The sequence below is a fragment of the Streptomyces albiflavescens genome (assembly GCF_014645835.1).
In the GTDB taxonomy this organism is placed as follows: domain Bacteria; phylum Actinomycetota; class Actinomycetes; order Streptomycetales; family Streptomycetaceae; genus Streptomyces; species Streptomyces albiflavescens.
In genome coordinates this window covers 167620-194257 of sequence record NZ_BMMM01000014.1, presented here as the reverse complement: position 1 = coordinate 194257, position 26638 = coordinate 167620, and the positions used below count along the sequence as shown (strand labels likewise).

Here is a 26638-nt window from a genome sequence, read left to right as displayed (position 1 = left end):
CTGACGCCGTTTCAGCACCTGCGTGGCCATGCCCAACTCGGCGTGCAGGACACCCTTTGAGGGCTTTCCGTTCCGGATGCGCGAACGTGTCGGGACGCGGACAATGGAGGCATCCGGACCCTCAGAGTGGCGTCTGTACCTCCCACGCCCGCCGTGCACGGCCGACGGCTTCAGGGTCCGTTCCTCGGGCGCTCGCAGCGCCTGGACAGCGCGGCCGTTCATCCCACGGAGGCGCAGAGATGTCCGCAGAGACCCCCGTAGTGTTTTTCGACATCGGCGCGACCCTCGCCGACGTGAGCATCGAAGTTGACGGTTCATTGACTCTACGACCACGGCCCCGCGTCTTCGAGGTGCTCGATGCGCTCGATGCGCTCGCGGGGGCGCGTAAAGGCATCGTTTCGAACCCAGGTGACGGAGCGGCCGCACGAGCCCGCGCCAAGGCCGCGCTCGATGCGGCCTTCGGTGGCCGCTTCACCGACGACAGCCTCATCCACTGGGGCCCGAAGGCCGCTCGCGGGATCTTCGACACTGCGGTGGCGAGCGCGGGCGTCGTGGCCGACGACTGTGTTTTTGTGGGTGAAGACCCCGATGAGCGTGCGGTCGCCCGCGAGGCCGGACTGCGTACGGCGGCCCACCCTGTCTTCACGCTCGCCGCCATCGAGGGCCGTCCCGTGTCCTGGTCGAGGATCCACCTGCCGCAGGGTCGGAGCCTGGCCGAGCTGGAGGCGGTCGCGGTCATCAACGAGGTCGTTCCGGTGCATGTCGCCGCCGGAGGGCTCATCCTCGCCATGACGACCGCGCGGGGCGTGGAGGCGCTCGAACAGGGCGGGTTCACGGTCCAGCTTCAGGGCCAGGTGGAGGATACGGCGGCGTTCCTCATACGTGACGACCGCCCTGTCGAGGTCCCAGCGGCCCTCGCGGACGCCTCGGCCGAACAGCGAGCGCTGGTGGAAGCGGACATGCGGGCCTTTGCGGCGTTCACCTTTGTCGCGAACGAACTCGCCAGATCGGGGAGGGGTGGGCAGGCCGTCGTATCACTCGGTCCGGCCCCGGGCGGCGTCTACCTCGCCGCCGCTTCCGGCGTCCCCGTCGAGAAGGTGCACCTCGAAGGCGCGAAGCCCGGACACACCGAGCGTCTGCTCCCCGACGTGACGCTCCTTTCCCGCCCGGGCGAGCCGGATGCCCAAGGATTCGTCCAGGGACTCGCCGCCGCATCGGCCTTCGGAGCCGTCGGAGACGCACCCTCCGCCGCGACGATCGGCGCGGTGAGTACGGCCATCACCTCTCCTGTCATACGCGACCATGTCGCCCGGATCTCGGGCGTAGATCCGCTGGTCGACGGCGAGTCGTGGAAGGTCCGCAGCCGTGACGCGGCGAGTGACGACAACCCGCTCGTGGTTGACGCGCTCGCCCACCGGCTCCACGACCTTGGCTTCACCGTAAGACTTCACCGGTTCACCTGGCGGGGCCGCCACCTCTCCAATCTCGAGGCCGAGTTCCCCGTCGAGGGGTCGGACGGTGCCGTACTCGTCACGGCTCACCTCGATTCGACCGCCGATCAGGGCGAGTATGCCGACGAGATCGGCCGACCGCGCCCGTACGACCCCGCGATCGACCCGGCGCCGGGCGCCGACGACGACGGGAGCGGCATGGCGGCGGTCATGGCGGCGGCCGAGTGTCTGAGCGCGATCGTCGCCACAGGCAGAGAACCCGCTCGGACAGTGCGCTTCGTCCTTTTCAATGCCGAGGAGCAGGGTCTCGTCGGCAGCAAGGTCTACGCGCGCGCCGCGGCTGCCGCGGGTGACAGTATCGCCGGCGTTCTCCAGATGGACATGATCGCGGGCCTCCAGAGCGATGCCCGCGGTGGGCGCGGCGCAGCGGGCGGCGCACGGTCGGTGGAGATCCACGCGGGTTCGGCGGTTCCCGGCCCAGCGGTGGACGCTTCCAACACCCTCGGGGACCTCGTCGCGGGAGCCATCGGGGCGGTCGCACCCGACCTCACGACGCAACGGCTCACAGGTGCCACCGACCCGGCGGCGGGCCGGAGCGACCATGCGAGTTTCCACGAACGCGGCTGGGCCGCCGTCGCCGTGTCCGAGAACTTCTTCGACGACACGGCACCTGCCACCGGCACCCGCCAGTACCACAAACCGGGCGACACCCTCGATGACCGGGACCACAACACGGAGTACGCGGCCCAGATCGCGCGCGGGGTGACCACCGCCGCCCTGACGCTCGTGGGCCTCTGAACCAGACCCCCCACCTTCAGGACAAGGAGCACGCGATGACCACGCTGATCGACAGGCGGGACACGGGCTACGACCATCTCGCCAGTGCCGCCGGGGCGGCCGCCTTCCTCGACGAGACCGACCGGGTGGCAGCCGAGGTCGACCACACCCTCACCGCTGAGCAGAGCAAGGTGAACCGCTTCACCGGGCACCTGACCGAGCTGCGGGTGGACGGCGCTCCGGGCTTCACCGACGCGGACATCGCGAACATCGCGGGTGGGGAAGGCGGCACGGAGGATGCCCTCGACGCGGGCTATATCGCCAGGGCCAAGGAGTACCTCGCCTCGGTCTCGGAAGCGATCGGATTCACGGCCCTCGAACCGGTCGAATTCGAGGCCGACCCGACCGTGACCAGGACGAGCGAGGGCATGCGCATCGTCAGCCTGCAGCAGATGTTCAACGGCATCGAGGTGTGGGCCATGCAGCCGAAAGTCTGGCTGCACGCGGACGGTACGGTCGACCGGGTCGTCGGCGACACGGTGAGTATGCCCGCGGGCCTCTCGGCGAAGCCCGCGGTCCCGGCCGAGGTAGCCCTTAGGGTGGCGGCTGCGCAGGCCGCCGAGCCCATGACCGTCCGGGGGCCCTTCGGGGAGTACGAACTCCCGAGTCTGGACATCTCCGATGGCTTCGAGCGCCTGTCTGCCCAGCCGCGAACCGACCAGCCGATGACCTTCGCCAAGGGGGGCTTCGAGGAAGCCATCCCTGCCCGGCTCGTGTACCTCTACATGGGCGGCGATGTCCGTCTCACCTGGTTCTTCACAATCTCACGCCCGAACTTCGCCGCTCAGTACCACGCCTTCGTCGAGGCCGACGCACGGACGGCGGACACGGACGCGCCCGAGATCCTCTACTTCTACGACGCGAGCAACCACGTCGTCGGCGGACTGGTCTTCCGGGAGAACCCGGTCGACAGCCCCATGGGCCAGGTCCCCTTCCCGCTGCCACTGGACGCCTATCCGACCCAGGTGACGGCCGAGTTGCTGCCCGAGCTTCCCCAGGGATTCCCGTTGGCCTGGACGGACCCCGGCAACGGAACGCTGTCGACAAAGGGCAACAATGTGCGCGCCGTCAACGGGACGAGCCGGCAGCCGTTCCAGGTCCTCGTCGACGCGGCGGGCAACGGAGTGTTCAACGCCGGTGTGGACACGCCTGAGCAGTTCGTCACCAACATCTTTTACTTCTGCAACAGAATGCACGATCTGTTCATGATGCTCGGGTTCACCGAGAAGAACGGGAACTTCCAGGCCGTGAACCTGTCTGGGCAGGGGAAGGGAGCAGACGCGGTCCTTGCACTGGCACACCCGGGGCCGGTAGACGGAACGGCCAATATGACCACGAGGGCCGACGGTGTGTCCGCCGTGATGAACATGGGGCTGGTCACCGCAACCGGCCGCCACACGGCCAACGCGCGGGACGTCGTGGACCACGAGTACGTCCACGGAGTGACGAACCGCCTCGTCGGCGGGATGCTCGATGCGATGGGCCTCCTGGAGGACCAGTCGGTTTCGATGGGCGAGGGCTGGAGCGACTACTTCGCGCTCACGATCACCAACTTCGCACGTGCGCAGGAGCGGGTCGTTGTGGGAGATTGGGTGATCGGTGATCCGCGGGGCATTCGGCAGCGGCCCTACGACGAGGACTACCCCGGCACCTTCGGAGACATCGGCGCGCGCCGGGGGCAGGTCGAAGGCGAAGGCAACGCCGACCTCTCGTACCGCGAGGTTCATGACGTCGGTGAGATCTGGTGCGCGGCGCTCATGGAACTGACCCGCAAGGTCTCCGCCGCGCTCGGCGACAAGCAACGGGGCTACCGGCTGACCTGGCAGGCAGTCGTTGACGGCCTGAAACTCACGCCGAAGAACCCTTCGTTCCTGCTCGCGCGCGACGGGATCCTGCGAGCCTTCAAGGCGATGGAGGGCGGACGGCTGACCAGCGCCGAGTACGGGACGGTCCAGCATGCTGCCTGGGAGGCCTTCGCAAGGTACGGAATGGGCTTCGACGCCTTCTGCCCGAACGCGACCTTCACCGGTTGTCGGGGTGGCACGGAGCTGCCCCCGGCTGGGCACACGGACTGAAGCAACGGCATTCGGTCGGTGGGCTGTCCGTAGACGTCCTGGCCTGTGACATGGCTGTAGAGGCTCCGCCCCCATTCCTGGGACGGAGCCTTTACTGGGCGGCGTCGAGTTCGGCGAACTCCGCTGCGGTCAGCTTCAGATCGGCCGCTGCAGCCGAGTCACGGATGGTCGTCGGCCGGGACGACCCCGGGATCGGCACGACGACCGGCGACTTGGCCAACTCCCAGGCCAGACACACCTGTTGCGGGCTGACCCCACGCTCCTCGGCGATCCCTGCGAACGCGGCGTGCGACGAACCCAGGCCGCCCGCCCGGGAGATACCACCCAGCGGACTGTACGGCAGGAAGGCGATCCCGAGCTCGGTGCACAGCCGCAGCTGCGGCTCACTGTCGCGGACGGCCGGCGAGAAGTTGTTCTGTACGGATACCAGCCGCTCACCGAGAATCCCATGGGCTTCGCGCAGCTGGTCGGAGTTCACATTCGAGATGCCGACCGCACGGATCTTCCCCGTTTCGTACAGGTCGCGCAGCGCGCCCACCGAGTCGGCGTACGGCACGTTCGGGTCCGGCACGTGCAGCTGGTAGAGGCCGATGGAGTCCACGCCCAACCGCTTGAGCGAGCCCTCGCAGGCCTCCCGCAAGGTCGCGGGATCCCCGTTGAAGGACCACGCCCCGTCGGCTCCGCGAGCCGCCCCGCCCTTCGTGCCGACCAGCACGTCGGAGGTGTCGCCGCCGTACGAGGCAAGCGCGCGGGCGATCAGGGACTCGTTGTGGCCGGTCTCGGAGGAGTTCAGGCAGTACGACATGGCCGTGTCGATGAACGAGATCCCCGCGTCGATGGCTGCATGGATGGTCGCGACAGCACGCTCCTCATCCGGCCGCCCCTCGATGGACAGCGGCATCCCACCGAGCCCGATGGCACTGATCGTGACGCTGCCGATGCGGCGATTGTGCATGTCCATACCCCCTGGAGTTACACGATGCGACGACCGCGACTTTACGCTTCGAAGGCCCATGTCCACTGGCGTTCCACGGATACGCCCCGCAATGCGCGCCATGCCGGGACGGACCGGCTGAACGCGTCTGCGCGAACGGCCGCGACTGGGCGGCAACGGCAGTAGGTTGCCTGTCATGTATGCCACGCACGTTTCGCGACGCGTCAAGGCGGCCCCCGCAGCCGTGTATCAGGCGCTCATCGACCCGGACGCGGTGGCGGCATGGCGAGTGCCCGCCGGCATGACCAGCCATGTCCACGCATTCGACCCTCGTGAGGGCGGCACGTTCCGCGTCTCGCTGACCTACGACGACGCAGCAGGCTCAGGAAAGTCGGACGCCCACACCGACACCTACCGCGGCCACTTCGCACGACTCGTTCCCAACGAACTGGTGGTTGAGGTGATCGAGTTCGAGACATCCGACGATCAACTGCGCGGCACGATGACGATGACCACGTCACTCACCCAGGTGGGCGACGCAACGGACGTCGTGATCGTGCACGAGGGTATTCCCGATGACGTGCCCCGCAGGGACAACGAGTTGGGTACGCGGATGGCGCTGGACAACCTCGCCCGCCTGGTCGAGGGAAGCTGATCCCTCACCGGCCCCGGTCATCACCCGTCTCAGTCGAGCCGGCGCACCCGAGCGGCGAACCACTATGCCTCCCTGGTGCCGCTCGGGCAGCCACAGCACGAGACCTGCGTGGTGCTGCCGCAGCGGGTGGCCGAGTACAACCGTCTCGGCCTGCTCGGGGTCCGTACGGTCCTCGGCGCGGATCCCCTGAACTCGGGCGGGCCGGGCGGGTCTTCATCGGGTCTGTACAACCGGATGCTGCTACGGCGCCTCTACCGGCGGGAGCGCCTGTTCCGTCCAGATCGTCTTGCCGGCGGCCGTATAGCGCGTTCCCCACCGGTGGACCATGTGGGCGACGATGAACAGGCCGCGCCCGCCTTCGTCATCAGTGGCCGCGTGCCGGAGGTGGGGCGTGGTGTGCCCCGTGTCGGAGACCTCGCACAGCAGGCTGCGGTCCCGGATGAGCCTGAGCTGGATCGGACCGAAGGCGTAGCGGATCGCGTTGGTGACCAGTTCGCTGACGACCAGTTCGGTGGTGAAGGACAGCTCCTGCAGGTTCCAGTCGTTGAGTTGCCGGCCGACCAGGTTGCGGGCGCGCCCTACCGCCGCGGGGTCAGCGGGCAGCTCCCACAGGGCCACCTGTTGCGAGTCCAGCACACGGGTGCGTACGAGGAGCAGGGCGGCGTCGTCGGAAGCCGGGCCCTCGGGGAGGAGTTCGGCGATGGCTTGATCGCACAACTCCTCGAGGGGCTTTCCGTGTTCGGACAGCACGTGGCCGAGCCGTTCGAGTCCGAGCTCGATGTCGTGATCACGGCCCCTGACCAGGCCGTCGGTGAAGAGGGCCATGAGGCTGCCCTCGGGCAGCTCGAGTTCTGCGCTCTCAAACGGCAGACCGCCAAGGCCCAGCGGCGGACCGGGTGGGAGGTCAGGGAGGGTGAAGGCGCCATCGGGGGTGACGACCGCCGGTGGTAGGTGTCCTGCGCGGGCCAGCGTGCACCGCCCGGAGACCGGGTCGTACACGGCGTAGAGGCAGGTCACCCCCAGGGCTGCGTCATCATCCGCCCCGGGATCGGCGGATTCCCCACTCCCGCGACGCGCGGCCATCTGTTCCTCGGTGGTCTGCTCGGCCAGGTCGTCCAGGCGAGTGAGCAGTTCGTCGGGGGTGTAGTCCAGCCTCGCCAGGGCGCGAACGGTCGTGCGCAGGCGCCCCATCGTGGCGGCGGCGCGCAGGCCATGGCCCACCACATCGCCGACGGCCAGCCCGACCCGTGCGCCGGAGAGCGGCATGACGTCGAACCAGTCGCCGCCGACACCGGCCGTGTGAGCGGGCAGATAGCGGTGGGCCACCTCGACAGCCGTCTGCGGCGCCAGATTCCGCGGCAGCAGGTCGCGCTGCAACGCGAGGGCGGCGGTGCGCTCCCGGGTATAGCGGCAGGCGTTGTCGATGCAGACGGCTGTGCGGATGGCCAGTTCCTCGGCGAGGGCCTGATCATCGCTGTCAAAACGGGCAGAGGTCCTGCCCCGCATGAATGTGACAAGCCCCAACGTGGTGCCGCGGGCACGCAGCGGCACGACAAGCAGGGAGTGGACCCATGGTTCGCCCGCAGGTCGGGGCGTGGCGCCGCCCGACGCGGCCTCTTCCAGGACCCGCCGGCCTGAGGACAGGCTGCGGGTCTGGGGTGAGTCCGCGGCGTAGTTGATCCGTTCCAGGGGCGTCGGCGGTGGTTCCGCGGAGTCCTCTGCGGAAAGCCCGTCCGCCGAGCGCCGGGCCATGCGCACCAGCGGCCCTGCGCGCAGCTCCCTGGGGGTGGGCTCCTCCCCCTCCGCAACACCCTCCACGAGATCCACTACGACGGCGTCGGCGAAGTCCGGGACGCTGACTTCGGTGCACTCCGTGATCGTGCGGGTGACGTCGAGAGTGCGGCCGATGCGCGCTCCGGCCCGCACCAGCAGCGCCAGTCTTCGCTGGGCCAAGTAGCGGTCGGTCACGTCGAAGGCGTCCTCGCAGACGCCCAGCGTCTGCCCACGGGCGTCCTGCAAGCGGTAATAGGAGCAGGACCAGACGTGGTCGTGGTCCTGGTCAGCGGGCGGCCGACCGCGAAAACGCAGGTCGACAACCGGTTCGCCGGTGGCGAGCACCTGCCGCATGACCTGCTCCAGCGTCGCCGGCGCCCCCTCGGACAGTACCTCGCCGTCCGGATAGAGCTCCTGCGACAGTGTGCCGATGACCTCCCCGACCGGCGCGGTGAATTCCCGTCCCGACGCCGTATTGGCCCACGTCAGCCGTAGGTCGGTGTCGTAGATGGTCAGGCTGATGGGTGACTGGGTCGCCAGGCCACGCAGCATGGCCTGGGCGGCCTCCCATTCGTGAACCTCTTCCAGATGTGCCGCAACCACGACCCAGGCCGGTCCCGTGCCGCCATCGAGCAAGCGAGACATCATCGTTGCTGTCCGTACGATGTGGCCGTCCCGGTGCTGCAGGTCGACCGCATTGCTGCGAACGCCGGGAGAATCGCGCCACTCGGCCAGACCGGGTTCCCAGGCACCCCCGCCCAGGATCAGCGTGTCCACGGCGCGCCCTATGACCTCGTCCGACCGGTAGCCGAGCATTTCCTCGGCTGCCGGGCTCCATCCCACGATCCAGCCCCGGGCATCCAGCACTGCCGTGGCCGCCCGCGTGACGTCGAGCGGACCACGGAAGTCGACACTGTCCGTCGCGTTCCACACACTCATCGCATCACCCCAGCCCGTGGCGATGTCTACAGCATCTGTCCGCCGCCGGGTGTGTACAACCGCGGCCGCCGTCCGGCGGCGGCCCCCACTCGTCCAGGGCCCCCGCCCGGTCCTGCCGAGCCGCCACGGCGACGCAGGCGCGCGTAGCTTGGGCGGTAGCAGTCCGAGGCGGGCAGGATCCTTCTGCTACGGGGCTTGTGACGGCAGTGCTGCGGGATCGGGCCTGGAGGGACACGATGGGAAGGCTGAACCACGCGTGCCGAGCGGTGGGTTGCCTCGGCGTCCCGAAACGACCGAGTGGCCGCGTGCAGTAAGGAGGGTCGGGGATGTGTGCAGCCGAGTCGTTGCGGCGCGATTCCGACGCGGCGACCGTCGCTCCGACCGCGTCCGGCGGCCTCCTCGATGTGCTGAACGTGGCGGCGATTCTCCTCGATGACCAGGGCAAGATCGGTCTGTGGAGCCCTCAGGCCGAAGACCTCTTCGGCTACAGCGCAGAGGAAGCGCTCGGCGAGTTCGCCGGGCGCCTGCTCGTGAATGAGGAGAACCTGGACGTCGTCCTTGAACTGTTCGCTCAGGTCATGGCAGGCGGTGGCAGTTGGGCCGGAGTCTTCCCCATCCGGCACAAGGACGGCAGTACGCGACGTGTGGAGTTCCGCAACATGCGGCTGCAGGACGGCCAGGGAGACTTCTACGCCCTGGGCCTTGCCACAGATCAGGCAACACTGCGGCAGGTCGAACGCGACCTGGCGCTGGCCGCTCGGCTGGTGTCCCAGTCACCGATCGGGCTGGGTGTACTGGACACCGACCTTCGATACGTCTCGGTCAACCCGGCGGAGGAGCGGATGAACGGCGTGCCGGCCGTCGAGCACAGGGGCCGGCACGTGCATGAGGTGCTGCCACTTTTGGACGAGTCCTTCGAAGCGACGATGCGTGAGGTGCTGGCCACCGGTACCCCGGTCCTGGATCAGTACACCACTGGCCGCACCCCGGCCGACCCGGACAACGAGCACGCCTGGTCGATCTCCTTCCACCGGCTCGAAGCACCCGACGGGAGGGTCCTGGGCGTGGTGACCTCCAGCGTGGACGTCACCGAGCGATATCGCGCTTTCGAGGAACAACGACGCACCGTTCTCGCCCTTCAGCGCAGCCTGCTACCTCACCCGCCACCGCAACGGCCGGGGCTGGCCGTTGCCTCCCGGTACCAGCCCGCCCGGGCAGCCAGCGGGATCGGCGGTGATTGGTTCGACGTCATCGCGCTCGGGGGCGACAAGACCGCCCTCGTCGTCGGAGACGTCATGGGCAGCGGCGTCAGCGCCGCCGCCACCATGGGTCAGCTCCGCACCGCCACCCGCACCCTGGCCGGCCTCGACCTCGACCCGGCCCAGATCCTCCAGCACCTCGACCGCATCACCGAGGGCCTGGAGCAGGAGATCATCGCTACGTGCGTCTACGCCGTCTACGACCCGCACAGTGCGCGGTGCCTCATCTCCCTGGCCGGCCACCTGCCACCCGCCCTCCTCCGCCTGGACGGGAAGCACACATTGCTCGACCTGCCCACCGGAACCCCGCTGGGCGTCGGCAAGGGTGCTTTCCACACCAGCGTGCTCGCCCTGGACCGGGGCGATCAGCTCATCCTGTACACGGATGGGCTGGTCGAGAGGCGCGACCTGCCGATCGACGTATGCCTGGACAACCTTCTGAGCCTCCTGGACGACCCCTACCGCTCCCTGGACGAAACCTGCGAGGTCCTTCTGCACGCCCGCGATCCGGGCGGCCACGACGACCTCGCGCTGCTCATCGTCCGAGCGCTGCACGCTGGTGTGCGTCAGCCGGCGCCACGGTCGTGAACGACACGAGATCTTGCGGCGGCGGTGCATAGAGCGCGGAAGTGGCTCGATCAACGGCGGGTTGTCGGTGGTCTGTTGGTCCAGTCGGCGATGCGGGCGACGAGGCGGGCCAGTGCGGTGAACATGTCCCCGCGCTGTCGTCGCACCTGTGGAACACCGTGGTCGCCGTCCCTGGCCCGCGTGCAGCGCCGCTACGCGTCGGTGCGTCTGGGACCGACGCCCTGGCAGCCTGCTTGGCCGTCAAGGAAGCTTAGGGCTCAGCGGGTCTGTCCCGGGTTGTCCTGGGGCCCGCCGGCCGCCTCGACGGCTAGTGCCGACACGCGGGTGGCGGCGCGCTTGGCTCTTCCGGTCACCCGCCAGGCGAGCATCCGCAGCGCGGTGTCAGGGGCGGGCGGGAAGACGCCGAGCTGGCCGAGCATGGCGATGTCGTCGCGCACTGCTTCGTGTCCGACCACTTTGCCGTCGCGGAGGTCGAGCACGTGGATCTGTTCGAAGTCGATGTCACGGCCGGTAGGGGGTATGGCCTGGTCGAGTGCGCCGTCACGGAAGCGGACGAAGGGCCCCGTGTGGCGTCCCTGCATGCGAAGCCTCACCCAGACCTGCTCGTCGTTGCGGGCGATGCCGAGGACGGGGAAGCTCAGGTCGCTGAAGGCGGAGCGCATCCATGCGCCGGACGCGAGAACTCCTGCCGGCCCGGGGAGCGCGCAGGCCGTGGGTGACACGGCTGCTTCGCGGTTGCGGAAGTCCTCGTGGACCACCTCGGCGGCCAGTGCCGGATCGCCTGTCGCGAGGATCTGGAAGAGCCCGTGGGCCAGGTCTGTGGCGTCCATGCCCATTGCGTTGATCCCTTTCGACGGCTGTGCGATCTGCGGGGTGGCGCCGACCGGTCCGATGGACAGGCGGCGAGCGTGTGGCCGACGCCGAGCGTGAGGCCGACCGGCAGCTATTGAGGTTATAGCACGCCTAATGAATTCATGGCCTTACGATGGCGTCATGCCGTCCAAGCGCCGCTACGTCTCCCTGCTGCGCGAGCAAGCCGCCGCACGGACGCGCTCGCTGATCCTCGGTCATGCCACGGAGCTGTTCGCCGAGCGTGGCTACGGTCGGGTGACCGTCGCCGACATCGCTTCAGCGGCCGGCGTCGCCTCGAAGACGGTCTTCGCGAGCGTCGGGAGCAAGAGCGACATCCTGAACCGGATCGTCGACCAAGGCGTGATCGCCTCCGGTTACGAGCCGGCCATGAAGGACCTGCTCGCCCTGCGGACACCCGAGTCGGTCCTGAAGGCCCTGGCCCACGGCACACGGATGGGCAACGAGGGGCAGTTCGCGGTGCACGAGGCGATCCGCAAGGCATTGCCCGTCCACGAGAACGGGGAGGCCCTGTGGGAGCGCGCAACCTCGGCCTACCGAGACGCACTCCACACCACCGCCGACCACCTGCACACCCTGGCTCCGCCGCCCTCCCACTCGGTGAAGGAGACAGCCGACCTCCTCTGGTACTGGTTCGGTCCCACCGGCTGGCGCACGCTCGTGGTCGAGAACGGCTGGTCATGGGACCGCGCCGAGGAAGTCCTCTACCGCACTGCCGTCACCACACTTCGCTGACACCGAGCACCGAACGCCGCCGGCACGGCGCCGCCTGTCCGGACGCCGCCCAGTAGCTCGCTCCGAAGCGTTCGCGCCCCCGACTGCCCGGCGGGGCCGCAGAGTTGGAGCGCACTCAGAAGCGAGCGGCAGGGCCGACTTGTCTTCCGGGTGCCACCAAGCCCACCCCCCTGCGATGCCTGGACCGGCGATGACGGAGGCTGACTCAGCGGGCCGGCAGCTCCGTGGACAGCTGCCACAGGCGGGCAGCCTTGTCGGGATCGAGGGCGTGGGCGGCGACGCCACGGCGGACGCCGAAACCAGCGGAGCCCGGGCATCGACCCTACGGTGGTGGCATGGCAGTGATCAACGATCCCAGGCACGGAGCGCGGGCCCGGATCGGTGCGCTGGACGCCCTGGGGCTCGCCGTCCTGTTCGTGCTGGCGGTCGTGGCCGCCTCCGTGGACCCGCACGAGCACCGCGTTTCGTTGCGGTGGTCCGCCGTGGTGCTGGCCGCGATCGGCTGCTCCGCATTGCTGTGGCGTCGTCGCCACCCGTTCGGCGTACTGGTTGTCACGGTCGGCTGCGGGGTGGTCTTCGAGGTCCTCGGGTTCCGGGAGAGCCCGCTGGTGACGAGTCCGGTCATAGTGTCCGTCTACACCTTGGCCGCGCGGACCGACCGGCGCACGGCCTGGACCTCGGCGTCCGCGTCGGCTGCGGTGTTGATCGGGGCGGCCGTGGTGTTCAGCCCGGGATCGTGGCTGTCCCCGGACAACGCGGCGATGCTGGCGTGGACGGCTCTGCCGGCCGCCATCGGGGACGGGGTGCGCTCACGCCGCGCGTATGTGGCGGCCGTGGAGGAACGGGCGGACCACGCGGAGCGGACCCGTGAGCAGGAGGCACAGCAACGGGTCGCGGCCGAGCGGGTCCGGATCGCGCGCGAATTGCACGACGTCGTCGCGCACCACATCGCCTTGATCAATGCTCAGGCCGGCGTCGCTGTCCATTTGGTGGAGCGGCGGCCGGAGCAGATGCTTGCCGCTCTTGAGGACATCCGGGACACCAGCCAGTCGGCGCTGGAGGAACTGCGCGTGACCGTGGGCCTGTTACGCCAGTCCGGCGATCAGGAAGCGCCGCGCGATCCCATGCCGGGCATGGCGCAGGTACCGGCCCTACTGGCGTCGTTCGAACGTGCCGGCCTGGCCGTCAGGCACACGCGGCACGGCATCGCGGAACAGCTGGCGCCGGCGGTGGACCTGGCCGCGTACCGCATCGTGCAGGAGGCCTTGACCAATGTGCGCAAGCATGCCGGGGCGGACCACGCCCGCTTGTACCTGCACTATCGCCCTCAATGGCTGAAGATCACTGTCGAGGACGACGGGCGGGGCACACCGCACGAGCCCCAATCGGGCACCGGTCACGGACTGATCGGGATGCGCGAGCGAGCTGCCAGCGTTGGGGGAAAACTGGACGCGCAGGCGCGCCCCGAGGGTGGCTTCACCGTGACCGCCGAACTGCCGCTGCGGCCTGGCGCGACGACCGGTGGCCGGGTGCCGGACGGACCGACCGCGCCAACCAGTGGCCGGGTGCCGGACGGACCGACCGCGCCATCCGGTGGCCGGGTGCCGGACGGACCGACCGCGCCGCCCGCCACCGCCACCGCCACCGCCGAGGAGAGATCGGCGTGACTTTTCTCCCTCATGAACGACGGGGATTCTCACGGCTCGCCCTGTGAGGTTTTCTGCTTCGCCGCCGACTGCCCGCCCGGAGTGCTGCGTTGAGGTCTTACACCGGCTCCACAGACAGAACCCGCCGGCCCGGCGGCCTTGATGTTGCGGGCTGCATTCACGTCCCGGTCGTGGGTCGTCCGGCCGTCGCACGTCCACTCTCGGACGTTGATCGGCATCTTCTCGGTGAGGGTGCCGCAGGCGGAGCACAGCTTGGCCGGCGAGTCCTTCATCTTCGTCGGCGACAGAACAACGTTCCGCGCCGGAACGCCGAAGAGGTGTACTCGGCAGCGCGGCGGGACGTCCTCCTGGACGCAAAGCGCGGGTACGTGCCCGGCTTCTCCCAGAAGTTGACGAACGCCCCTTGCCGATGGCGGCGGGCGGCCCGCAGGCACTGCTGCAGCGGCGCGGGGGAGATCCCGCCGAGGGAGGCCGACTCCTCGGTCTTCTTCCACGCCGTCGGCATCGCCGACGCGTTGTCGTTGACCCGCTCCCGCCGCGCCTTCCTGCGCGCAGTTGGCGCGTGGACGCCTGTCCGCCCTGGCGGTGGATCGGCATGCGCAGTTCTGCTCCGCAGGAGTCCGTTTCCTCTCCGCCCTGAGAGGCGGAGTATCCACGGAGGAATCAGATGACGATCCGCGTACTGCTCGCCGATGACCAGGCCCTGCTACGGGGCACCTTCAAAATGCTGTGCGACTCTGCTGACGACATGGAGACCGTCGGTGAGGCGTCCAACGGCCGCGAGGCAGTGGAACTGGCGCACGCCCAGCATCCGGACGTGCTCCTGATGGACATCCGCATGCCTGAGATGGACGGCCTCACTGCGACACGGCTGATCGGCGAGTCCGAGGACCTCGCGGGGGTGAGGGTCCTCATCCTGACCACCTTCGAGGACGACGAGTACGTCGCCGAGGCACTGCGCGCGGGTGCGAGCGGCTTTCTCGGCAAGGGCGCGCGGCCCGAGGGGCTTCTCGATGCCATCCGCACGGTCGCCGCCGGGGAGGCGCTGCTCTCCCCCTCGGCCACCCGAGCGCTGATCACACGATTTCTGGCGCTGCCGGAACCGTGCCCCGTAGGGGTGCACGAGCGGCTGGAGTGCCTGACACCACGGGAACGCGATGTCATGGGGCTCGTTGCACTGGGCTTGTCCAACGATGAGATCGCCGAGCGCCTGTTCGTCAGTCCGCTGACCGCCAAGACCCACGTCAACCGGGCGATGACCAAGCTGGCCGCCCGTGACCGGGCCCAGCTGGTCGTCATCGCCTACCAGTGCGGCCTGGTCAGCCCGGCGACGGAACCGAGCCAAGCAGCATCGATGTGACGGCAGGCACCGGTATGCGGTGCGTTCTGCCCCAGCCGTAGGCAGACGCACCGCATACCACGGCCGTGGTACCCGGGAATCACTGCATGGGGACGACGCGCGAGGGGCCGTTCCTGGGCGAAGGTGAGGTCATGAACGGAGGTTTCGCCATGATCGAAGCCCACCGCCTGACCCAGAGGTACGGCCGGGGGCGGCTCATCGCCGGCCCGTCGGTCGAGGCATTCGTCCAGGACGCGACCCGCAACGTCGTTTGCGTGCGGTGCTCGAAGATCGGCCGCCTGAAACGCGTGTCGGCCGGCCCTGAGGTCACCAGCACCACCTGCGGGCCGCATACCTTAACCGTGGGCGGACTACCCGGCGGCGCCCTGAGCGCCATCATCCGCAGATCTGCCGGAGCCACCGCCGCGCTGACGGGCATCCACCTCGTCCTGCCCGGGCTGGGAGCACTGCTCCCGACGAACTGGGCGCAGCACATCAACCTGTACCCGCCCAGCAACGCCGGACAAGCCATGGCCCCCTGGACAGGCCTGTCACTCTTCGCCGGATACACAGCCGCCCTCCTGGGCATCGCCGCCTGGGTCCTCAAGCGACGCGACGCCGGAACAGCGCAGTAGCAGGCCTCGCAAAAGGGCTGTACCAGCCGGATTCAATGACCGCACCCCCGTGCGGCACAGCCAAACGCTTCGGTGGAGCGCGAGGCACGGGGCATTGCCCCGGCGCCGGCCACCGCGACACGGCCTGCGCGCCTTCCGCTACGCCGTCCGCCGCAGAGCCGGAAGCAAGCGACGGCCCCGACCGAGGACATGCTCTGCCGCTGCCCGCGAAGTCCGAACGCGGCGGACGATCGACAACCCGCGGTCGGATCGCGCTCACCGCATCCCCAGCCCCCACTGCCTGGAACCATCCTGCTGCCGTTCCCCGCAGTCATCGTGAACTCCACGGCCACGCCGACCGCTTGGCCGGCACCCAGAACAGAGAGGACATCCCCATGTTCGCCCCATCCCAGGAATGCGGCACGTTCCGTGAACTGCTGGCCGGACACGCGCTCAACGCCCTCACCCCCGACGAGTCGAGTGCGGTCGGCGCCCACCTGGCAACCTGCTCCGCCTGCCGGGACGAGCACGGCTGCCTGGCGGCCGTAGCTGCACACCTGTCTCTCCTCCGAGACGAGCTGACCAGCGACACCTACCGACAGCCGCTCGGTCGGCGCAGGCCGACCCGTGATGCACAGGCCAAGCGACTCACGCTCTCGCAATGGGTGAGCATGAAGCCCTGTGTCAGTGCCAGGTGAACACACAGAACGCCGAGGCAGAGGCCATCGGGGCCATCGGGGCCATCCGGCTGGATCCTCAGCCACCCCGACACTCTCGACGAACTCCAGCGCCGCCGGCTCAAGGCCATCCTGGACGGTCGCCCCGAGCCGGCAGCCCAGACCGGCCAGGTCCGTACCTCGCGACCAGGTCTCACCCAACGCCAAGGAAGCCGGCTATTCAATGCTGCGAAAGCCGGACGAGACGGTCTGTGCCGTGGGTCGGCTCGCGGCGGGCCTGCCGGGGGCCTGTGCATCCGAGCGCGGCAGCGAGGAGCAGCGCGGTGAGGGCGGTGAGGGCGGTGCCCTGCCAGCCGAGTGTGTTGAGCAGGGGCCCGGCGAGGGCGGTGCCGATGGCGCCGATCGCGAAGTACAGCACGAGGTAGACGCTGCTGAGGCTGCCGGAGCGTTGGGGGTTGAGGGCGATGATGCGGCTCTGGTTGGCAGCCTGGGCGGCGAAGCAGCCGGCGTCGAAGAGGGCAAGCCCGAGTGCTGTCGCCGACGGGGTGTGCAGGCCGGTGGTCAGCAGGACGGTTCCGGCCGCCGCGGCCAGCATGCCGGCGGTGATCACGGTGTGGGGGGTGAACCGGTCGGTGAGGCGTCCGGTGAACGGGAGTGCGGCGAAGCCGAGGAGTCCGGCCAGGCTGTACAGGCCGATGGCGGTAGGGCCGAGGGAGTGGGGCGGCTGGGCCAGCGCGAGGGCGAGGGCGACCCAGATGAGGTTGAAGGCGAAGTACCACAGCCCACCGGTGGCCACCGCGCGGCGCAATTGCGCGTGGTGGCGCAGCAGCGGAGGAAGGGACGCGAGGGTGGCGCGGTAACTGCGGCGGGCGTGTGGCCGTTGCCGGGGCAGAAGCGTGGCGGCGGCGATCGCGCCGAGCAGGGCCAGGGCGGCGAAGACGAGGAGCATCCGCCGCCACCCGAGGAGGTCGGTCAGTGTTCCTCCGGCCAGGCGGCTGAGCAGGATGCCGGCCGACATACCGGCGGCCACGATGGCGACGCCGGTTCCGCGGCGCCCGGGCGGGGCGTGGCGGGCCGCGATGGTGCCGGCCTGGGCCGCGACACTGGCGGCTGCGCCGATGAGCAGGTAGGCGGCCAGGAGCACGACCGCGCCGTGTGCGGCCGCGGCGAGGGTGAGGCCGGCGGCGAGCGCGGTGAGCTGTGTGGTGACCAGGCGATGGGGGGCGAGGTGGTCGGTGAGGGGAAGCAGGAGGGCGAAGCCGGTCATGCAGCCGACGAGCGCGGCGGTCGGCACGAGGCTGGTCACGGAGAGAGGGACGCTCAGGTCGGCGGCGACCGCGGCGAGCGCGGGCTGGATGGCGTAGTTGTTCGCGATCGCCGTTCCGGCTATGGAGGCGAGCAGGAACGTGCCCCCTCGGGGAGCGGGGCGGGTCACGGCTGTGCGCCGCGGGTGAGGATGACGGCGTAGCGGCACTCGGCGTCGGTGGTGTTGGCGAATATGCGCGGGGTGGGCTCTCCGAGTTCGATGGTGTCGCCCGCGTCGAGTTCGTGGACCGTGTCGCCTTCATGGAAGGTCAGGTGGCCGTCGAGGACCCAGACGACCTGTCGTACGAAGGCGAAGGCTGCGGCCGGATACGGCACGCCGGCCCCGGCGGGCAAGCGGATCTCGGCGATCTCGGTGGGGAATTGCGGGCCGGTGATCTGGCGGCGCCGGTAGCCGGTGTCGGGGTCGCGCCACTCGGTCGCGTCGGCCCGGCGACGCACTCCTGCGGTTCCGCCCGTGTCGTCCTGCGTTCCTTCGGCGAGGGCGAGCAACGAGGCGACGCTGAGCTGGAAGGCGGCGGACAGCTTGCCGAGGACAACGGCGGTGGGGCTGCTCTCACCGCGCTCGATCCGGCTGATCATGGCTTGGGAGACACCGGAGGCCTCCGCGAGCTGAGCGAGGGTCCACCGGCGGCGCTCCCGTTCGGTGCGGACACGGGCTGCGATCTGCCCCACCAGAGGATCTACTATGTTGGACATGAATCCAATATACGAGAAGAACCGGGCTGCGACGGTGCGCCGGGCACGTCCCGCCGACATGGAGGCCATCCGCGCGATCCGCAACCACGCGATCGAGCACTCGACAGCTCTGTGGACGCAGACCCTGCAGTCCCCCACCGAAGGGGCTGCCTGGCTTGCCGCCCACCTGGAGCGCGACTCGGCGTTCGTGGCTGAGGTGGACGGCGAGGTGGCCGGATTCGCGGTCTACGGCCCGTGGCGGGAGAAGGACGGGTACCGCCACACGGTGGAGGACTCGGTATACGTCCGCGAAGGCCTGCATGGACTCGGCATCGGCTCCGGGCTGTTGACCGCCCTCATCACCTCGGCGCGCGAGGCGGGCCACCATGTGGTGATCGCCGGCATCGAAGCCGAGAACACCGCGTCGATCCGGCTGCACGAACGGTTCGGGTTCGACCACGTCGGCACGGTGCCGGAGGTCGGCACCAAGTTCGGCCGATGGCTCGATCTGACGATCATGCGCCTGCCCCTGCCCTGAGCCACCGGCGCAAAGGAGGACCGAGAGCGGTACGAAGAAGCTCCGGACCAGGAACAGCGCAAGCTCGCTTTCGGGCCGCTTGGCCGAGGCCAACGGCGGTCAGGGCAAGGTCGTGGTCGTAGCCGTCCTCGACCGGGCGGCGTGCCTCCGGTCGCTGCCACTCGCGGTCCAGCCCGTCGCCCACAACGGCTTGGCGCCCTCTGGCAGTTCCACCGCAGGGACGAAGCCGACCAGCATGTCCAGGTAATCGTCCGGCTTCAGGACCGGCCCCATCCGCTGGTACGCCTTCAGCCGGCTGTGTCAGCGGGACCTCGGGGCGGCGGCCCCGCCGTGTTCGGTCAGATCACAGTCATCGCCAGGGCCGCCATCACCGTGATCGCCGCCAGCGGAACTATGACCGCCCGGAGCCGTTCCGCCCACACCAGCCGACTCCCGCCCCACAGCACACGGCGATCGCTCCGCCGCTCGGAGCCGGCCTCCGCATGAACACAGTCGCACTCAACGAGCTCACGACACCATCGGCTGTCGCTGTCCTCGACTCCCAGCCAGTACGCGCCCGTCAACCGGGCGAACACCACGGGGGCTTCGTCGCCGTCCCACGCTTTCATGCCGCAATCAACGACCAACTACGCGGGGAGCAACGCATCTGCCCACCTTCGTGATGACAACTCCACCGGGCCCGCCCTGACGGATCGAAGTGCGCCGGGCACAGAACACCGCTACGCGCTGCGAGGGGGGTGGACGCCGGGGGAACGGATGCCGACCGTCCGCGACGGACCGCCGACCGGTGTCAAGGCGGTGCCCCCCAGCCGGGGAGGCACCGCCTTTCGTCCGGCCCTTCGCACCACACGCTGTGGGTGTGGAATGTGAACCCACGGCGCCGGAGGACTGTTTCGGGACGGAGTCAGGGGATGCGGAGGCCTGCGGCGGCCTGCTCCTGTGCCTCGGTCACGGACTTCTCTTTCGCCTCAGGACCGACGGTCACGGCCTGAACGATGTGGTCGTCATCGGCGACGGCGAGACTGGTGGCGACCATGTGGTCCCCCTTCGTGGAGGAGAAACGCGCGTCGAGGGCGGGGCGGCCATCGACCGTATTGTGCTTCTGACTGGTGACGGCGGCACCGCCCCAATCGTCGGCCATCCCCTGACGGGTGCCCTCAACAGCGTCCTTGAGCTCAGCCGGCCCGGCTCCCCGTACATCGATGACAAGGAAGTACATAAAACCGTCAGAGGTCGGCACGGCGTAAACGCGCGCAGGGTAATCGCCGGCTTCTTTTTGGGGGATCTCCTGCATCTTGGGCTTTCCGGGCAGTTTGAATGTGATGCCGCTCGGGGCATCGGTGGTCTCGACCCACTTCACCCCGGGGGTGGCGGTGCCATGGTGATGGTGGCCGCTGACTCCGCCCACCTGCGTGGTTACGGTGCCGAAGTGCGGCGTCATCGGGGCGGCGAGCGCGCTGGTGGGCAGCAGCACACCCCCTGCAGCCAGTGCGGTCGGGGCGGCAAGCATCAGAAGGCGCTGCGCCAGAGAACGGTGAGTCACTGAAATCACTTCCCTTGAGAAAAGTGTGAATTCGATGTCGTCGGCCCTGTCGAGCGCGACGTTGTGGCATTGGGGTCATGTTCGCCATGGGGCACTGCCAGGGCTTCTTCTGGACGGTGCGGGCGGGCCGTCTGCTCTGCATGACCCACGTTCCATTGAGCCCGGCAGATCGAATCGCGTCATGCCCCTGCATCGCGTAACACGAGAACTCGGGACTTGACAGATGGCTGCAGTCGGTGCAGAGAAGCCCGGGTGCAGCGCCAGAACGACCGTCCCGCACGGCGCGCAGCACGCAGGCTCTGCCGACGCGCAACAGTCCCCGGCCGACCGATGCCCGAGCCGGCTCATCGTGACAGATCCCGCGACTCTCCCCCGTCGCCAACAGCCGTGCCATGATGATGAGTTATGACTGAGGGGGAGGATGTGGCGACCCGAGCGATCCGAGTCCGGCTGGACGGGACCGCGAGCCAGAGCGACATCGGCGCTCTGAAGAAATGGCTGGAGCGGGAGAAACCGCTGGAAGAGCTGGTCAGAAACGGCGATCTGCGGATCCAGGAGAGCGCCGGGACCGACAAGCAGGGGACGGACGAGCACGGCACGCCCATGGGCGCCGCGATCGAAATCCTCATGCTGCTCTCCGGGGCGGCTGCCCAGACCGCGTTCGACACCGTGTTCAAGCAAGTCGGGAGGGGCGTCAAGGCCTGGTACGAAAACCGCCGTTCCGTGGAGAGCGGCGATCCGCCCGATTACGACGTTGACCCGGTGAACCTCGACGAGAGGTAGGCCGGTGCTCCGCTTCGACCCGCGTGGAGAGGTGAACCGGGCACTGCTGATCGGCGTGTCCACGTACGACTCCACGCGGCCGAACGACCCGCACGGCGTCCCCGGCGACCTCGCCGCCGTGGCGCACAACATCTCCCTGTTGGAAGAGGCGTTGTTGCGCGGCGGTGTCTTCCGGAAGGGAGAGGTGGTCGTCTCCGGGTCGCCGTACCTGGACGCGTTCAGCGAGTCGCTGCGCACAGCCGCCGACGAGGCCGAGGGGCTGCTCCTCTTCTACTTCGCCGGTCACGGGGCCGTGCCCAGCGCGGGCGACGAGCTCTGGCTGCAGATGCGCAACGCGCGCGTCGTGCCGGGCAGCCGCGCCGTGTTCCCGGGAGCCGACCCCTTCTCCAGCGTGCTGACCGTGCTCGCCACGAGCCGGGCCCGGCATGTGGTCGTCGTCCTCGACTGCTGCAACGCGGGCAACGCCGCCCAGGTGTGCGAGGCGCTCGCCGATCGGCGGCGCTTCTCGGTGCTGATGAGCGTGCAGGCCAACAACCGGATCGATGCGGGGGACGAGGAGAGCGCCACCCCGTTCACGGCGCGGCTGGTGCGGCTCCTGGAAGGCGGCATCGACAAGCGGGGCGCCGACGTGGGGTTCCAGGACCTGTCGGAGGCGCTCGGCGCGCACATGTCCGCCCACCACAAGACCCTCCGCAACGAACCGTGGGAGCCGCAGCGTTGGGGCGATACGGACATCCTCCTCTCGCGCCCGTCCGCCGCGACACAGCCTGAGCCGCCGGCAGCAGCCCCCTGCGTTCCGCAGCCTCCCGTGCATCAGCTGCCGTCCGTGAAATCGCCGCAGGAGGCCTCGAACTCGAAGGGGACAGCGGAGTCCCGCGGTGACTCGGAACAGCTGTCCGGCTCAGCGGGGCCGGAGCAACCGTCGTCGCCGTCACGGCGTACCCCGGGGCAGCCGGCGAAGGCTGCCGAACGTGCCGGTGAACTGCCGTGGTGGCGGCGCCTGTTCACCCGGTTGCGCTCTTGGGCCCGCGCCGTGCTGCCCGCGGCCGGCCGGGGGCTGCTGTGGCTGCGGCACAGGCCCCGCCACACGGCGGTGGCCGCATCCGTCCTGGTGGCCGCGGGCATCGGCAGCTACCTGGCCTTCGCCGGCACCGGTCCCGACCAGTCCTCCTGCGGCCCGCCCCTCGAACTGCGCCTGCTCACCGACCCGGACATCGAGTCCACCGTCCGTAAAGCCGCAGACGTCTATCTGACGTCCGCAGCGAACACCACGTCCAACGGCTGCCGACGCAGCGGAATCACGGTGTACAGCACGGGCGCGGCGGACGCCGTGACGGGTTTCCGCGGCCAGTCCGACCCCTGGCAGCGACCCGTCAGCGACGACCTCGACCCGCAGCGCGACATCGGCCCGCAGCCGGACATCTGGATCCCGGCGACATCCGCGAGCGTGGACCGGGCGCGGCCGGTCGAGCCGCCGCGCACGTACCTGACGCTGGAGCCGGACGGCCCGTTCGCGTACTCCCCGATGGTGCTGTCCGTGCCGCAGAACATCGCCGAGGCCTCGGTGGGCGGCCGGACCGGGAGTTCGCTCGCCGAGCTCAGGAAAAAACTCACCCAGCAGCAGAAGAACGCCGACGTGCGGCGCACCGACCCCGAGTACACGGATTCGGCGTTGCTGGCGACCGTCGGCCTGTACGGCCCCGGCGCGGGGGACGTGAGCACGGCGGAGGGAAGCGTGGCGCAGTCGGGACCGCCCTCGCCGACGGGCTCAGACCTGCTGTGCACACTGCCGGACGACCGGGCGGTCGACGACCGCACCGCCGCGCTCGTACCCGAGTTCCTGATGGTCAGCGGCGTCGGCTGCGACCGGACGACGCGCAGCCGGCGCATGGCCGAGTACCCCACGGACGTACCGGCCCTGGACCCCACCTTCGTCCGTGTCCGCTGGGAGGACGCCGAACGCGACAAGTCGGCTCGGGACGAGGCCGTCGGGCGCTTCCGTGTCTGGCTCACCCACGGAGACGGGAACGCCGAGAAGCCCGGCGGCGGACTGGACGTCTTCGGCGACGACGGCTTCCGCACCGTTTCCGGCGTCCACGACTTCCTCACCACCCCTGACACGGAGGCCGGGACCCTCGCCCACCCCGGCCGACTGCCCTCCCCCGCCGATGCCGACGCGATGACGACGGCTCTGCAGCGCTACCGGAATGCCAACGGCCCGGGCCGGGTCCTCTTCCTCCTCGACAGCTCCGGCTCGATGGGCGACCTGTGGGAGGGTGCGGGCGGCGCCCCCGGCATCCTGAAGCAGTCGCTGGGCGGCCTCGGCGATCGGGACGAGTACGGCATCTGGGCCGTGGCCTCACGCGGCGGCAGCCCGTCCAGCGTGCTGTTGCCCTTCGGCCGCCACCGGCGGGCGGACGCCGAGGCGACCATCGACCGGAAGACGGCGGTCCACGACGCCGAAGCCGATCCGTACGGCGCGCTGAAGGCGGCCCTGGACTACCTGGCCGGGCGGGGCAAGGACGACGAGCGTCCCCAGCTGATCGTGTATGTCACCGACGACGAGGACAACAACCACCTCACCGGCGGAAAACTGGGTGATCTCCTCACGAAGGCCGAGGACAAGGGTGTTCCGGTGGTCATGGCTGCCCTCGACAGCGGCGGCTGCGACCGGGGCAAGCCGGACGCGCGCGTCTCCGAGGCGAGCGGCGGCCGCTGCCTGGACACCAAGAGCGACCTTGTCGCGGGCCTGCGCGACGAGGTGGCGCGCACCGGAACGGGAGACGAGTGATGCGATCGCGGACACCGGGGTTGCGGTGGGTGCTCGCCGCCCTGCTCACGGCCTGCGCCGCCTGCACCGGCGGCGGCACCTCCCCGCAGTCCGAAGCCACGACCGCTCCCGGCAGCTCCGGGGACATCGTCGTCGCCAGCGGGCGGGACGTGACCGGCAAGGGCGGCATCCGCCAGCAGCTCATCGACGCGTGGAACGCACGGCAGGACCGGCTGCACACGAACCGCCACGCCCGCCTGGTGGAACTCCCGGGCTCCGCGGACGAACAGCGCAGCCAGCTCCTCGGCGCGCTCCAGTCCGACAGCGCGCAGTACGACGTGGTCAACCTCGACGTCACGTGGGTGCCGGAGTTCGCCGAAGCGGGGTTGATCCGCTCGCTGCCCGAGACCATGGTCGACGGCGACGTCATCAAGTCCGTGGCAGGCACGGCTCGCTGGGACGGCAAGGTCTACGCCATACCGTTCAACAGCGATGTCGGGCTGCTCTACTACCGCCGCGACTACCTGGACAAGGCGGGCGTCCAGAACACCGACCTGAGCAAGGGCCTCGACTGGGCGGAGCTGAAGGAGCTGATCGGCACGCTCGACGAGAACACGGGCAAGGACAGGCCGAGCGGCTACGAGAAGGGCTGGACCGCGCAGTTCGGCGCCTACGAGGGCCGCACGGTCAACGGTGTCGAGGCGTTCGCGTCCGCCCAGGGCGGCGTCACCCTCACCGACGGCGACGGCCGCTACACCGCCTCCGTACAGGATCTGGAGAACGGCCTCGCGGAACTGCGCAGCCGTACCCAGGGCCCGTACCTCCTCAAGGACGCCCTCCACTCCGACGAGGCGGAGTCGCTCACCGACTTCGCGAACGGCCGGACGGCGTTCCTGCGCCACTGGCCGTACGCGTACGGCACCCTCCACCAGTCTCTGAGCACCACGCAGCTCGGCGTGGCGCCGCTGCCCGGCACCGCTGTGCTCGGCGGGCAGAACCTCGCGGTCACCCGGCCGTCCGGACAGCAGGCGGGGGCACTCGACTTGATCAAGTTCCTGACCGGCGCGGAGAGCGAACGCTGTCTGCTCGACGCGGGGTTCGCGGCCACGCGGAAGTCCGCGTACCAGGACAACGACGTGACGTGCCGGTCCGCGAAGCCCTCCGGAGCCGCGACCGTCACCCCCTCGCCCTCGTCGCCCGGCGAGAGCACCGACCGGATGCCGCGCGACGACTACGGACGGCCCGAGTACGCCCGCGGCATCCTCCTTCCTGCCCTCACGGGGGCCGTGTCACGCCCGCGCACCCCGCTCTACGGCGCCTTCACCCAGACCTTCACCACCGAGCTCGGCAAGCTCTTCACCGACGACCCGCCGAGCGACAGTGAACTGGCCAAGGAGCTGGACAAGGCGCTTCGGGGTGTCCTGCCGGACAGCTGATCCGCTCGGCGGAACGCGGCGTGCGGCATGGTCGCGTTTCTCCGGGACGGCGGGGGCATCGGCACGGGTGGCGCGACACGGCGGCAGCACCCCGGCGCTGTCACCGGTCGTCGGCGCCGCGGTCCCGCCAGTAGAGGAAGGTCCGCTCGGGCTCGGGCAGCAGGCTCCAGGGATGCGGGGTCATATACCGGCCGAGGCGTCGGAAGACCGGGACGGCCTGCGCCGGGCGGCGGGCCCGGGTCAGGGCGAAGGCGAGGATGTTGAGGTCGGTGACCGCTTCGGCGTGCGGCGCGGCCGCGGTGTGGAACCAGCGGGTCAGGGCCGCGTCGATCTCCTCGGCCGCCCCCGGTTCGATCCAGTGGCTGTGTGCGCCGAGCGCGGCCAAGGATGTCTGCGTCAGACGATGCGCGACGAGTTCCACGCGGGCCGCAACGGGCAGCAGAGCGAGCGGTGACCCGTGCGGTGCGCGGGCGGCGCTCTGCTGGGCGAAGTCGAGCATGTCGGCCACCGTTCCGTGTCCGTTCGGGGACAGGTACCGCAGCAGCCGGTGGTAGGCGGCCCTGTTGCCCGGGGCACGGCCGACGGCCTCGGTCCACACGGGCACGGCGTCCCGGACCGGGACGGCGGACGCGTCCATCAGATCCAACAGCGTCAGCCACGGAGTCGGATCCTCCGGGCAGGCCGCGGCGGCGCGCAGACACGCCTGCTCGGCCCGCCGGGCAGCGGCCTGCTCTTCCGGCCGGGCGCGGCCCGACTGAACGCACGCGCGCAGGACCAGGGCGTCCCCGTCGCCGGGCCGGTCGGCGACCCACCGCTCCGAGACCACGGCCGGAAGGTTCCCCGCCAGTACGGAGATCCGGTGCACACGGCGGTCCCAGTCCCGCCCGGTGGAGTGCAGCAGTTCGGCAACCGGCTCCCAGACGGGGCGCATACGGCCCGCGCCGAGACCGTGCAGGTGCTGGGCCGGGCGGAGCGCGGTCAGGGTGGCGTGCAGTGCGTGGTCGTCGAGTTCGGGGCGGATCAGCAGGGCTGGTCGGCGTCTGAGCATCTCGGTCCCGGCGTCCAGGGGCGGGTGGGGTGTGCAGGGCGGGCACGGCGTCCAGGGGTGGGTGGGATGTGCAGGAGGACACGGCGTCCAGGGGCGGGTGGGGTGG

21 protein-coding genes and 1 pseudogene are annotated in these 26638 nt (G+C 69.7%); 13 read left to right on the top strand and 9 right to left on the bottom strand.

All coding sequences use genetic code 11. The annotated features are described in order from the left end of the window. The first annotated feature begins 293 nt into the window (after positions 1-293). Complete coding sequence (locus tag IEY95_RS33225) at positions 294-2249, top strand: M20/M25/M40 family metallo-hydrolase (protein ID WP_229703528.1); 1956 nt, start codon at positions 294-296, stop codon at positions 2247-2249. Positions 2250-2284: 35 nt separating this feature from the next. Next, the gene (locus tag IEY95_RS33220; protein WP_189189886.1) at positions 2285-4363 is read left to right on the top strand and encodes a M36 family metallopeptidase; all 2079 of its coding nucleotides are present in this window, start codon (positions 2285-2287) and stop codon (positions 4361-4363) included. A gap of 91 nt (positions 4364-4454) precedes the next feature. Here IEY95_RS33220 and IEY95_RS33215 read toward each other — a convergent pair whose 3' ends face one another. Beyond that, entirely contained in the window at positions 4455-5318 is an 864-nt protein-coding gene (locus IEY95_RS33215) for an aldo/keto reductase (protein WP_189189885.1), read from the bottom strand. 175 nt (positions 5319-5493) lie between these two features. Here IEY95_RS33215 and IEY95_RS33210 point away from each other — a divergent pair, with 175 nt between their 5' ends. Continuing rightward, positions 5494-5952: an SRPBCC family protein gene (locus IEY95_RS33210; protein WP_189189884.1), complete on the top strand. Its 459-nt coding sequence runs from the start codon at positions 5494-5496 to the stop codon at positions 5950-5952. A gap of 240 nt (positions 5953-6192) precedes the next feature. Here IEY95_RS33210 and IEY95_RS33205 read toward each other — a convergent pair whose 3' ends face one another. Beyond that, entirely contained in the window at positions 6193-8664 is a 2472-nt protein-coding gene (locus IEY95_RS33205) for a SpoIIE family protein phosphatase (RefSeq protein ID WP_189189883.1), read from the bottom strand. A gap of 326 nt (positions 8665-8990) precedes the next feature. Between IEY95_RS33205 and IEY95_RS33200 the strand changes: the two genes are divergently transcribed. Continuing rightward, a complete protein-coding gene (locus IEY95_RS33200) occupies positions 8991-10511 on the top strand; it encodes a SpoIIE family protein phosphatase (protein ID WP_189189882.1) in 1521 nt (506 codons plus the stop codon). 257 nt (positions 10512-10768) lie between these two features. On the opposite strand, the gene IEY95_RS33195 is transcribed toward IEY95_RS33200, so the two are convergent. Next, on the bottom strand, positions 10769-11341 hold the full coding sequence (locus IEY95_RS33195) for an ester cyclase (protein ID WP_229703527.1): 573 nt from the start codon (positions 11339-11341) through the stop codon (positions 10769-10771). 163 nt (positions 11342-11504) lie between these two features. Between IEY95_RS33195 and IEY95_RS33190 the strand changes: the two genes are divergently transcribed. After that, positions 11505-12116, top strand: coding sequence for a TetR/AcrR family transcriptional regulator (locus IEY95_RS33190; protein ID WP_189189880.1), 612 nt, complete (start codon positions 11505-11507; stop codon positions 12114-12116). 335 nt (positions 12117-12451) lie between these two features. Continuing rightward, on the top strand, positions 12452-13783 hold the full coding sequence (locus IEY95_RS33185) for a sensor histidine kinase (protein WP_189189879.1): 1332 nt from the start codon (positions 12452-12454) through the stop codon (positions 13781-13783). A gap of 29 nt (positions 13784-13812) precedes the next feature. Here IEY95_RS33185 and IEY95_RS50435 read toward each other — a convergent pair. Continuing rightward, a pseudogene (locus tag IEY95_RS50435) lies at positions 13813-14040 on the bottom strand (zinc ribbon domain-containing protein); the annotation flags it as partial. A 410-nt stretch (positions 14041-14450) separates the two neighbouring features. Between IEY95_RS50435 and IEY95_RS33175 the strand changes: the two are divergent. The 3 genes from IEY95_RS33175 (at position 14451) to IEY95_RS33165 (ending at position 16434) form a co-directional block, all read left to right on the top strand. Continuing rightward, the gene (locus IEY95_RS33175) at positions 14451-15143 is read left to right on the top strand and encodes a response regulator (protein WP_189189878.1); all 693 of its coding nucleotides are present in this window, start codon (positions 14451-14453) and stop codon (positions 15141-15143) included. A gap of 131 nt (positions 15144-15274) precedes the next feature. Further along, the gene (locus tag IEY95_RS33170; protein ID WP_189189877.1) at positions 15275-15757 is read left to right on the top strand and encodes a hypothetical protein; all 483 of its coding nucleotides are present in this window, start codon (positions 15275-15277) and stop codon (positions 15755-15757) included. A gap of 374 nt (positions 15758-16131) precedes the next feature. After that, complete coding sequence (locus tag IEY95_RS33165) at positions 16132-16434, top strand: zf-HC2 domain-containing protein (RefSeq protein WP_189189876.1); 303 nt, start codon at positions 16132-16134, stop codon at positions 16432-16434. Positions 16435-16633: 199 nt separating this feature from the next. Here IEY95_RS33165 and IEY95_RS33160 read toward each other — a convergent pair whose 3' ends face one another. Further along, on the bottom strand, positions 16634-17848 hold the full coding sequence (locus tag IEY95_RS33160) for an MFS transporter (protein WP_189189875.1): 1215 nt from the start codon (positions 17846-17848) through the stop codon (positions 16634-16636). Further along, a complete protein-coding gene (locus IEY95_RS33155) occupies positions 17845-18435 on the bottom strand; it encodes a helix-turn-helix domain-containing protein (RefSeq protein WP_189189874.1) in 591 nt (196 codons plus the stop codon). The genes IEY95_RS33160 and IEY95_RS33155 overlap by 4 nt, the downstream gene beginning before the upstream one ends. On the opposite strand from IEY95_RS33155, the gene IEY95_RS33150 reads away from it, so the two are divergent. Beyond that, positions 18434-18952: a GNAT family N-acetyltransferase gene (locus IEY95_RS33150; RefSeq protein WP_189189873.1), complete on the top strand. Its 519-nt coding sequence runs from the start codon at positions 18434-18436 to the stop codon at positions 18950-18952. The genes IEY95_RS33155 and IEY95_RS33150 overlap by 2 nt on opposite strands. Before the next feature lie 338 nt (positions 18953-19290). On the opposite strand, the gene IEY95_RS33145 is transcribed toward IEY95_RS33150, so the two are convergent. Both IEY95_RS33145 and IEY95_RS33140 read right to left on the bottom strand, forming a co-directional pair. Next, positions 19291-19560 carry a hypothetical protein gene (locus IEY95_RS33145; RefSeq protein WP_189189872.1) on the bottom strand — a complete coding sequence of 90 codons (270 nt, stop codon included), beginning with the start codon at positions 19558-19560 and terminating at the stop codon, positions 19291-19293. 296 nt (positions 19561-19856) lie between these two features. Beyond that, complete coding sequence (locus tag IEY95_RS33140) at positions 19857-20495, bottom strand: hypothetical protein (RefSeq protein ID WP_189189871.1); 639 nt, start codon at positions 20493-20495, stop codon at positions 19857-19859. Positions 20496-20900: 405 nt separating this feature from the next. Between IEY95_RS33140 and IEY95_RS33135 the strand changes: the two genes are divergently transcribed. From IEY95_RS33135 to IEY95_RS33125, 3 genes are read left to right on the top strand one after another with little or no spacing between them, the layout of a single operon-like run. Beyond that, positions 20901-21278 carry a hypothetical protein gene (locus IEY95_RS33135; protein ID WP_189189870.1) on the top strand — a complete coding sequence of 126 codons (378 nt, stop codon included), beginning with the start codon at positions 20901-20903 and terminating at the stop codon, positions 21276-21278. Positions 21279-21282: 4 nt separating this feature from the next. After that, positions 21283-24069 carry a vWA domain-containing protein gene (locus tag IEY95_RS33130; protein ID WP_189189869.1) on the top strand — a complete coding sequence of 929 codons (2787 nt, stop codon included), beginning with the start codon at positions 21283-21285 and terminating at the stop codon, positions 24067-24069. Continuing rightward, positions 24069-25484 carry an extracellular solute-binding protein gene (locus tag IEY95_RS33125; RefSeq protein ID WP_189189868.1) on the top strand — a complete coding sequence of 472 codons (1416 nt, stop codon included), beginning with the start codon at positions 24069-24071 and terminating at the stop codon, positions 25482-25484. The genes IEY95_RS33130 and IEY95_RS33125 overlap by 1 nt, the downstream gene beginning before the upstream one ends. A 100-nt stretch (positions 25485-25584) precedes the next feature. Here IEY95_RS33125 and IEY95_RS33120 read toward each other — a convergent pair. Beyond that, positions 25585-26638, bottom strand: a 1054-nt coding sequence (locus IEY95_RS33120) for a hypothetical protein (RefSeq protein ID WP_308429367.1), incomplete at its 5' end; no start/stop codon positions are given.

Coding starts and splice junctions, on each gene's coding strand:
- IEY95_RS33220 (WP_189189886.1), top strand. CDS start 2,285: ATGACCACGCTGATCGACAGGCGGGACACGGGCTACGACCATCTCGCC.
- IEY95_RS33215 (WP_189189885.1), bottom strand. CDS start 5,318: ATGCACAATCGCCGCATCGGCAGCGTCACGATCAGTGCCATCGGGCTC.
- IEY95_RS33210 (WP_189189884.1), top strand. CDS start 5,494: ATGTATGCCACGCACGTTTCGCGACGCGTCAAGGCGGCCCCCGCAGCC.
- IEY95_RS33205 (WP_189189883.1), bottom strand. CDS start 8,664: ATGAGTGTGTGGAACGCGACGGACAGTGTCGACTTCCGTGGTCCGCTC.
- IEY95_RS33200 (WP_189189882.1), top strand. CDS start 8,991: ATGTGTGCAGCCGAGTCGTTGCGGCGCGATTCCGACGCGGCGACCGTC.
- IEY95_RS33195 (WP_229703527.1), bottom strand. CDS start 11,341: ATGGACGCCACAGACCTGGCCCACGGGCTCTTCCAGATCCTCGCGACA.
- IEY95_RS33190 (WP_189189880.1), top strand. CDS start 11,505: ATGCCGTCCAAGCGCCGCTACGTCTCCCTGCTGCGCGAGCAAGCCGCC.
- IEY95_RS33185 (WP_189189879.1), top strand. CDS start 12,452: ATGGCAGTGATCAACGATCCCAGGCACGGAGCGCGGGCCCGGATCGGT.
- IEY95_RS33175 (WP_189189878.1), top strand. CDS start 14,451: ATGACGATCCGCGTACTGCTCGCCGATGACCAGGCCCTGCTACGGGGC.
- IEY95_RS33170 (WP_189189877.1), top strand. CDS start 15,275: ATGAACGGAGGTTTCGCCATGATCGAAGCCCACCGCCTGACCCAGAGG.
- IEY95_RS33165 (WP_189189876.1), top strand. CDS start 16,132: ATGTTCGCCCCATCCCAGGAATGCGGCACGTTCCGTGAACTGCTGGCC.
- IEY95_RS33150 (WP_189189873.1), top strand. CDS start 18,434: ATGAATCCAATATACGAGAAGAACCGGGCTGCGACGGTGCGCCGGGCA.
- IEY95_RS33155 (WP_189189874.1), bottom strand. CDS start 18,435: ATGTCCAACATAGTAGATCCTCTGGTGGGGCAGATCGCAGCCCGTGTC.
- IEY95_RS33145 (WP_189189872.1), bottom strand. CDS start 19,560: ATGAAAGCGTGGGACGGCGACGAAGCCCCCGTGGTGTTCGCCCGGTTG.
- IEY95_RS33135 (WP_189189870.1), top strand. CDS start 20,901: ATGACTGAGGGGGAGGATGTGGCGACCCGAGCGATCCGAGTCCGGCTG.
- IEY95_RS33125 (WP_189189868.1), top strand. CDS start 24,069: ATGCGATCGCGGACACCGGGGTTGCGGTGGGTGCTCGCCGCCCTGCTC.